Annotated in this window: 7 protein-coding genes; 4 read left to right on the forward strand and 3 right to left on the reverse strand. The window is 59.2% G+C overall.

All coding sequences use genetic code 11. The features are described 5' to 3' along the window. Window positions 1-184 (forward strand): hypothetical protein (locus ABX749_RS17430; protein WP_372897084.1); only part of this gene is annotated, 184 nt, incomplete at its 5' end. Window positions 185-510: 326 nt separating this feature from the next. Here ABX749_RS17430 and ABX749_RS17435 read toward each other — a convergent pair. From ABX749_RS17435 to ABX749_RS17445, 3 genes are all read right to left on the reverse strand, one after another. Further along, window positions 511-1668, reverse strand: a complete 1158-nt coding sequence (locus ABX749_RS17435; RefSeq protein ID WP_372897085.1) for a WD40 repeat domain-containing protein — start codon at window positions 1666-1668, stop codon at window positions 511-513. A gap of 14 nt (window positions 1669-1682) precedes the next feature. Continuing rightward, on the reverse strand, window positions 1683-2078 hold the full coding sequence (locus tag ABX749_RS17440; RefSeq protein WP_372897086.1) for a hypothetical protein: 396 nt from the start codon (window positions 2076-2078) through the stop codon (window positions 1683-1685). A gap of 388 nt (window positions 2079-2466) precedes the next feature. Then, window positions 2467-3546 carry a Gfo/Idh/MocA family protein gene (locus ABX749_RS17445; RefSeq protein WP_372897087.1) on the reverse strand — a complete coding sequence of 360 codons (1080 nt, stop codon included), beginning with the start codon at window positions 3544-3546 and terminating at the stop codon, window positions 2467-2469. A gap of 206 nt (window positions 3547-3752) precedes the next feature. Between ABX749_RS17445 and ABX749_RS17450 the strand changes: the two genes are divergently transcribed. The 3 genes from ABX749_RS17450 to ABX749_RS17460 form a co-directional block, all read left to right on the forward strand. Then, complete coding sequence (locus ABX749_RS17450; RefSeq protein ID WP_145212923.1) at window positions 3753-4211, forward strand: MarR family winged helix-turn-helix transcriptional regulator; 459 nt, start codon at window positions 3753-3755, stop codon at window positions 4209-4211. A gap of 82 nt (window positions 4212-4293) precedes the next feature. Further along, window positions 4294-5604, forward strand: coding sequence for an efflux RND transporter periplasmic adaptor subunit (locus ABX749_RS17455; RefSeq protein WP_372897088.1), 1311 nt, complete (start codon window positions 4294-4296; stop codon window positions 5602-5604). Continuing rightward, on the forward strand, window positions 5591-6324 hold a 734-nt coding region (locus ABX749_RS17460), incomplete at its 3' end, for an efflux RND transporter permease subunit (protein ID WP_372897089.1). The genes ABX749_RS17455 and ABX749_RS17460, both read left to right, overlap by 14 nt.

The raw sequence follows: 6324 nt of genomic DNA on the forward strand, positions 1-6324 counted from the left end.
CGAGCAGGCGATTGAAGCGCTGAACAAGACGATTGAGCTGGCTCCGCAACACGTCAGCGCGCACCGTTTTCTGGCCGCCATCTATCAGTCACGCGGACGTGACGATCTGGCGGCTCGGCACTCGAAACTCGCCGGTCAACATGCGATGCGGTTGCAGCGTTTGCAGGAGAAGACGCAGAAATAGATGCTTCTGAGCGTACAATGGCAGGCGGCGGATGGCGTCACCGCTCGTTGCAGCGGCCAGGATCGCAAGCAGCTGTCGCGGTTCCAAGGGTTCGCCGACGAGTCGGCGTCGTCGCGGGCTGGCAGCAAGTGGGCGGCCCAAGGATCGCATTCGCCAATCGATGGCCAGCCCGTCGGTCAACCATTTCATCCCGCTGCGATCCCTCTGCGCCATAACCCATCTCCTCGTGATTGACGAAGTCTTTGGATGGCGATTGTAGTGCAGAGGAGCCCCGCCCGGTGACCGAACAACCGTTCAGTCTTTCAGGGTGGACCGGCTGCCGGGGTTCATGGCATGGCCGGAGTGGTTTCAACCGAATTCAACACCCACTCGAGCATCGAGAAGGAGCGTGTGCGCGTTTTGGCATCCATGTCCCATTCGAGGATGGTCCCACCTGAATCCCAGGAATACAACGTTCGGTCGCTGGTTGCCAGTCCCATGATCGGAGTGGTGTGCCCTGGCAGAACGCATTGTTCGGTTCCCGTCTGTAGATCGAGGATGCAGATCAGGTGCTTGCCGTGACGGTACGATGCGATGGCCGCCCAGTCTCCCCGCTCGTCGATCGCCACGACCGGTGCCGATGCTCTGCAGGTCCAACGGTAGGTGTCCGAATTGCCGGGCCCGGAATCAACGGGATAGAGTAGGATTTCGTGCGGCGCGCCGTTGTTCGTCACCACCAGCAATCGACCTTGTTCAAAGTATTCGGCGTCAAAGATCGAACGTTCGCTCGATGCGATCCGCTTTAAGGTTTTGCCCGATTTGAGGTCTCGAATCGAAATGCCTCCGTCGACATTCCCAGAAAGGATGCGTTGGGAATCGGCGGAGAAGGCCAGTGCCTTTTGCGTTCCGTGTCGCGGCACGGGGTGGTGTGGGTACTGATGAAGCAAACGGTTTTCGGTCAAGCTCCAAACCCAGACATCATTGTCGTTGATGGCTGCCAGTTTTTCGCCGTCGGGTGAGAACAGCACCTGGATGGGGTCGTGAATCGTCGCCCCTTCGATGGTTTTGATTTCCGCCATCATCTTGGCATCGGCCATCGGCGTCACGCCGGTCAACAACCGAACCTTCGCGTCGGCGCCGACCACCGCGATCGTTGATGCGTCGGGGGACAGCGCCACTGCATAAGGTTGGAGATGATGCGCGTTAAGCGAGATGGCTTCGTGCGTCTTGAGGTTCATCAAGACGATATCCGACTTGATCCCCTCGGTCTGTGCGTTCAATTTGGAACGAACGACGACCGCCGCCATGCCGGTAGACCGGTTGAAGGACAGGTCCTCGAACCACACCGACCGAGTTTCGGTGACGGGCTGATATCGAAAGCCGGTCCCCAAAATCACGATGGCTTCGGCGCCGGCGAGCACGAGTACTCCGCCGAGCAGCAGACCCCACAACGCGACGAAGTCCGTCACGTGTTTCCAGGTGATCCACGGTCTCTGTATTCGCATCGGTTAAAACACTCTCAGGCGACCGACAAGTAACAGAGCAGAGACAGCTGAAAACAAACCAAGCTTGCGGCAACGGTCATCGCCATTCGCCGCTGGTGTTTGTACAGCGTGATCAGTACGGCACAAACGAGCGCCGTGCAGATCAACTTGACCGTCACAAACAGCCACACCTGGCCGTCTTGCAGATCGAGCAACCAGACCCCGATCGGGTTCTGTTCCATCTCATAGATCACTTCATGATTCGTGACGATCAACGCTGCATCGTGCACCGAGACAAATGCGATCAGCAGGCAACAGATCCCCAGTGAGGCGGGACCGGATTCCAGCAATCGCCATATCAGTGAGGCGACCACTCGGGACCGCGAACTGGATTCCACAGGGAGCCGGTCAACGAACCGGCGCTTCGGCATGAGTAATTCCATTGCTTCCGTCTTTTCTCACGTTTGAAAATTGACTCCGCCACGTCAATCGATTGATTTGCGTTCAGAACGATTTAAATCGCGTTGGGCGATCAAAACAATGCGTGAATCATGCCGTTTCAGAGACTGGCGGAATTAACCCCTTTTTCTCTTGTTGCGGGTCGTGGGCTGATGCCGCAATCGAGAACTTCCCCGATGTGAAGATTTTGCGTGCAATTCGACCCCGCTTCCAAAGTGTCCAAGCTGTTCGCGGAACGGCGCGAGCGGGCCGTCGATTTAGCGGTATTGAGATCTCGCTCTGTCGCTAAAACCTCGTGCAGTGTCGGAAATCGTTGTCGTGAGGACGGAACCACCCGTGGCCACGTCGACGAGGTTGAGATCACTCAGCCAGGGGAACCGTACGTTGTTCCTGGGCGCTGAGCACGGCGGCGTCGACGATTTGCTGGCCGATGCGACTGATCCGGGTCGACAAGGGGCCGTCGATTTGGCGGTTGTTCTGAATCACGTCCACCATGTACTGAATCGGATTTTGCTGGGGCGCCACCAACCGATCTGGCTGGATCAACCGGCCTTCGGGGCAATCGCGCGTTTGCACCCGCATCGACGTTTCATAGTCGTAGCTGGAAATCGTCCCTTCGGTGCCGACCAGGACAAAGCCGCACTTGGGTTGGGGTTGATGCGTCCAGGGATCGGTGAAGGTTCCCCAGCGGGTCTCGAATTTGGAGAGCCCGGTTTCATAGCGAGCCACGACCACGCTGTGTTCGTCGACTTCCAATCCGGCGGGCCGGTCGACCATCGCGGTGACTTCGATCGGTCGCCGCCCATCCATGTACCAGGTTCCCAGCGTGGTGCCATAACCGAGGTAATCGAGCAACGATCCTCCGCCGTGACTCTGCTTGTAAAACCAGCTGGTCGGTTTGGCTTGCTGGACCTGCTCGGCCGTCCGTTCGACTTTATCGGCCACGTGCCAGAGCGGGCCGCGGTTGCCGCCATAGTAGTGCACCTCAATGCACTGACCGATTCGCCCCTCGTCGATCAAGCGTTTGGCCATCCGGTGAGACGCGACCCAGGCCAAGGGCCAATTGATCGCCAGGCGGACGTCGGCCGACTGGCACGCGGCGATCATTCGATCGGCCTCGGCCAGTGATCCGGCGAAGGGTTTTTCGACCAACAGGTCGCAGCCGAACGGCGCGATCCGTTCCACCCAATCACCGTGTTTCGAAGCGGCCGGACACAGGATCGCCAAGTCAGCCGGCGTCGAATCAAACAACGTTTGCGGATCGGTATGCACCCTGTCCTGCGGTATCTGGAAGCTCTTCATCGCATCCCGCATGCGTTCGGGATGTTCATCGCAGATCCCCACCAGTTCGACCCCCGGATGCTCGTGCGCCATTCGCAACAGGTCACCCATGTGAAAATGATCAAAATTGATTCCAACAACTTTCAAACGCTCGCTCATGGTCATATCTCCTGGATGACGGTGGGATGTCGTTCGGGCCGGATTGTAGCTTACCGGGCAATTCAGATGACGGCACTCAGCGCCGAGGCGATCCCACGGACCGAATCGAATCCCTCCAAAGCGGGGCGCGATGACTTGACAAGCGATTGTGCCGCAACGCTAATAGTTAGCAGGCTAACGAATTGTCTCGGCTCCGGAGTCGGCCCGTGTTGGACTATGATTTTGACGAGAGCATCGGTTACTGGCTGACCGTGACGACGCAGCGTTACCACCGCGCGTTCAATGACGCCTTGGTGCCCTACGGAATCACGTTCCGCCAGTCGCAAGTGCTCGGTTGGCTGGCATTGGAAGGCGAGCTTTCGCAGGCCGAGTTGGCCGGCAAGATGATGATCGAGCCGCCGACGTTGGTTCGCATTCTCGATCGGATGGAACGCGACGGGTTGATCCGGCGTCGCCCCTGCCCGACCGATCGTCGCCGCAAGTTGATCGGCGCAACGGCGAAATCGAAACCGGTTTGGGCCAAGATCGTCGAGTGTGCAAAAGGCATTCGCGCACGGGCCACCGATGGATTGACCGATCGACAGCAAGCCACGCTCAAGAAACTACTCGGCCGGGTTCACGAAAACCTGTTGCTGACACCGCCGACGGAGTTGTCCGACCGATAGCTGGCTACGAATTCCCCACCACCCATGGCGTCGGCATGTTTCCATGTTCCATGACGCGTCCGAATTGTCCGAGCTGATGAATATGAAACGCTCTCGTGTCTTTCGAATTGCACTCTTCTTGCTCGCGGTGACTGTCGGCATTCACGACGCGCACGCGCAACAGCCGCCGCCCGCACCGGTGGCCGTCGCCGAAGTGGTGCAGATGGATGTCGCCGCCGGCCAAGCGTTCGTTGCCACCGTGATGCCGCTCAAGCGTGCCGTCGTGGGCAGCGCCGTCGACGGACGCGTGGTCGAACTGGTCGTTCACGAAGGGGAACGCGTCGCGGAGGGCGCGCCACTGGCCAAATTGCTGACCGCGACGATCGAATTGGAACTCGCCGCCGCCGAAGCCGAACTGGATTTGCGAAACCAAGAGCTTGCCGAACTGGAGGCGGGGTCGCGACCCAACGAGATTGAACAAGCCAAGGCAAAGATGTTGGGCGCTAAAGCGGACATGGAGTTCGGCAGGGCGCAATTGACTCGCTTGCAACAGCTGCGGACATCGAATTCCGCATCGCCGGAAGAATATGAACAGGTCAAGGCTCGGGCCAGCCAGTCCGAACAGGTCTACCAGGAGCTCAAGGCCGCATACGATCTGATCGTCGAAGGGCCGCGGCCGGAGCGGATCGCCCAGGCGCGGGCACAGGTCGCTTATCAGCAAGCGATGGTGGATCGCATCAAGGACCGGATCAAAAAATACACTGTCATGTCGCGGTTCGACGGTTACGTGGTCGTCGAGCACGTCGATGAAGGCACATGGGTCACCAGTGGCGACCCGGTGATGGAGGTGGTGGCGTTGGACGAGGTCGAAGTCCTGGCCTACGTCGTCGAGCAACACGCCGCACACATCAAACCGGGGGCGACCGTCCGCGTCGATGTGCCCGCGCTTCCCGACGAGGTCTTCACCGGCGAGATCACCACTGTCATTCCCCAAGCCGACGCGAAGTCCAGAACCTTTCCCGTCAAGATTCGCGTCAAGAATACGATCACCGACGACGGGCCGTTGCTCAAGGCCGGGATGTATGCCCGCGTCGAATTACCCATCGGCCCGAAACAGAGTGCGATCATGGTTCCCAAGAACGCGTTGGTCTTGGGCGGCCCCCAGCCGTTGGTTTATGTCGTCGATGGCGATCAACGCGGCGGCAGCGTGCGGCCGGTCCCGATCGAGGTCGGCGTCGCGATGCCGAATCTGATCCAAGCCAAAGGTCCGCTCGAAGCGGGGCAGCGGGTTGTCGTGGAAGGCAACGAACGCCTGCGGCCGGGGCAAAGCGTCGTGATCTCACGCGTCGTGGAGTTCCCTTCACAGCCCGCTCGAGTTGACTTAAACGGAGGCAACGAGCATGGCACTGATTGAAGCCTTTGTCAAAAACCCGGTCAAAGTCAGCGTCGCCGTGTTGCTGGTCTCCCTGTTCGGCGTCGTCGCACTGACGCGGATGCCGATGCAATTGACGCCGGAAGTCCAGATCCCCACGATCACCATCGAGACGACTTGGCCGGGGGCGAGCCCGCAAGAGGTCGAGCAAGAAATCACGATGGAGCAGGAGGAACAACTCAAAAGCGTCGAAGGTGTCACGAAGATGACGTCCGAGAGCGCGGATTCCAAAGGCACCATCACCCTCGAATTCCTGGTCGGCACCAACATGGAAGAGGCCTTGCTGAAGGTTAATAGCCGACTGCAACAGGTGCCCGAGTATCCCGAGGATTCCGACGAACCGGTGATCACGACGGCCAATGCCTCCGACCGGCCGATCGCCTGGTTCATCTTGAGCACGCGGCGCCCGACCGACGAACAGTTCCAGGCATTTGAAGACCGGCATCCCGAATTGGTCGAAAAACTCGCACCGGCACGCCACGCCCACAATGTGGGACTGGTCATGCTGAGGCTACGGTTGTTGGCCAAGGAGCACCCCGAGGTCAAGGAACTGTTGCCGCCGGAGGGTCTGGATGTGACCAAGCTGAGACGGTTTGCCGAAGACGAAATCGAAGCCCGGTTTGAACGGGTTCCCGGCGTTTCGCAGTCCAACGTGATCGGCGGATTGGAAGACGAATTGCAAGTCATCGTCGATCCCGAAAA

The sequence above is a fragment of the Stieleria sp. genome, assembly GCF_041595215.1.
In the GTDB taxonomy this organism is placed as follows: domain Bacteria; phylum Planctomycetota; class Planctomycetia; order Pirellulales; family Pirellulaceae; genus Stieleria; species Stieleria magnilauensis.